Origin of the sequence: Streptococcus sp. HMSC10E12 (assembly GCF_001807855.1) — a bacterium.
Classification (GTDB): Bacteria; Bacillota; Bacilli; order Lactobacillales; family Streptococcaceae; genus Streptococcus; species Streptococcus salivarius.
Genome location: NZ_KV791101.1, coordinates 1 through 1139, shown reverse-complemented (window position 1 = coordinate 1139; position 1139 = coordinate 1). Strand labels below are relative to the sequence as shown.

General features: G+C 33.3%; 1 protein-coding gene. It reads right to left on the bottom strand.

Annotated features, from left to right (window positions below; translation table 11 throughout):
- Positions 1–188: 188 nt before the first annotated feature.
- Positions 189–1139: IS1182 family transposase (locus tag HMPREF3112_RS06770; protein ID WP_070438814.1), on the bottom strand; the 951-nt coding region annotated here is incomplete at its 5' end.

The following is a 1139-nucleotide window of genomic DNA, read 5'->3' as shown; positions in this document are numbered from 1 at the left end:
TTGCTTTAATGGCACATTTATACTTCTAAATATAAAAGCTGAGTCTTGCAGTAGAAACTGCTCGACTCAGCTCAGACCGTAGACAAACTACCGTTATAACTTGAAAAAGTGTAACGGTAGTTTATTTTTTTTATGAAATTTTCGAAAATATGTATAAAAATCTTTATAATAGAAGTCCTCACGGACTCTTATGTAAGCCACATAGATACTTTTTTCAAATTCATCGCAGCACAAGTAAACATCGTATCCATTGTCACCTTTCCTAAACTGCGGAAACGTGTCCATCTCATACCATGTTGCTCTTTAGCGTCACCAAATCGTCTTTCTATTGTTTGGCTTCTCATTTTATATATTTTTTTAATTGAATCCATAAACCTTAAATCTTCAACTATATCTAAATCATCTTGCCATACGTGCCTTTGGATTTGTTTTTGACACTGTTTATTTTCAGTGCATTTGTTCAATAGTGGGCATTCACGACATGTGTCAGAGTTTGACATATATAGTCTGTGCCCAGTTGGCATTGTTCTTTTGTAAGTTAAAAACTCATCATTAGGACAGATATAGCTATCATAATATTCATCGTAGATGAAATCGCGAATTTTGAAGAAACCTTCTTTTCCTTTTGGTCGAGTATACGGCATCACAGGTATCATTAATTTTTCAATAAGATAGTGTGCATTAGCTGGAGTTTTATATCCAGAATCGACTGCTACATATCTCGCTTTTAAACCTGCTTTCTCCATTCTTTCTATCATAGGTTTCAATTGCGTACTATCATGGATATTTCCTGGAGTGACGTGTGAATCTAAAATGAAGCCGTGTCTATCGACACATGCATGTAGCGAATAGGCAAATTGCTTTTCTCTCTCGCTCTTTACATAATAACCAGACTCTGGATCAGTTTTGCTTTCTTTTATATATTTAGTTTTCGCTTCCTTTTTCTTTTTTATAGGCTTTTTTCCATCGGCTTTTCTTAGAAGATTTACTTCATCATCCAATTCTTTTTGGTATGCTTTGGCTTCAATTTGAACAACTTTCTTAATGTATTTATTTTTATTAGCATTGGCTTTAATATGAGTTGAATCGATAAAAATTTGTTCGGTATTAATAAGGTTGTTTTCAAAAGCAATTTTTAA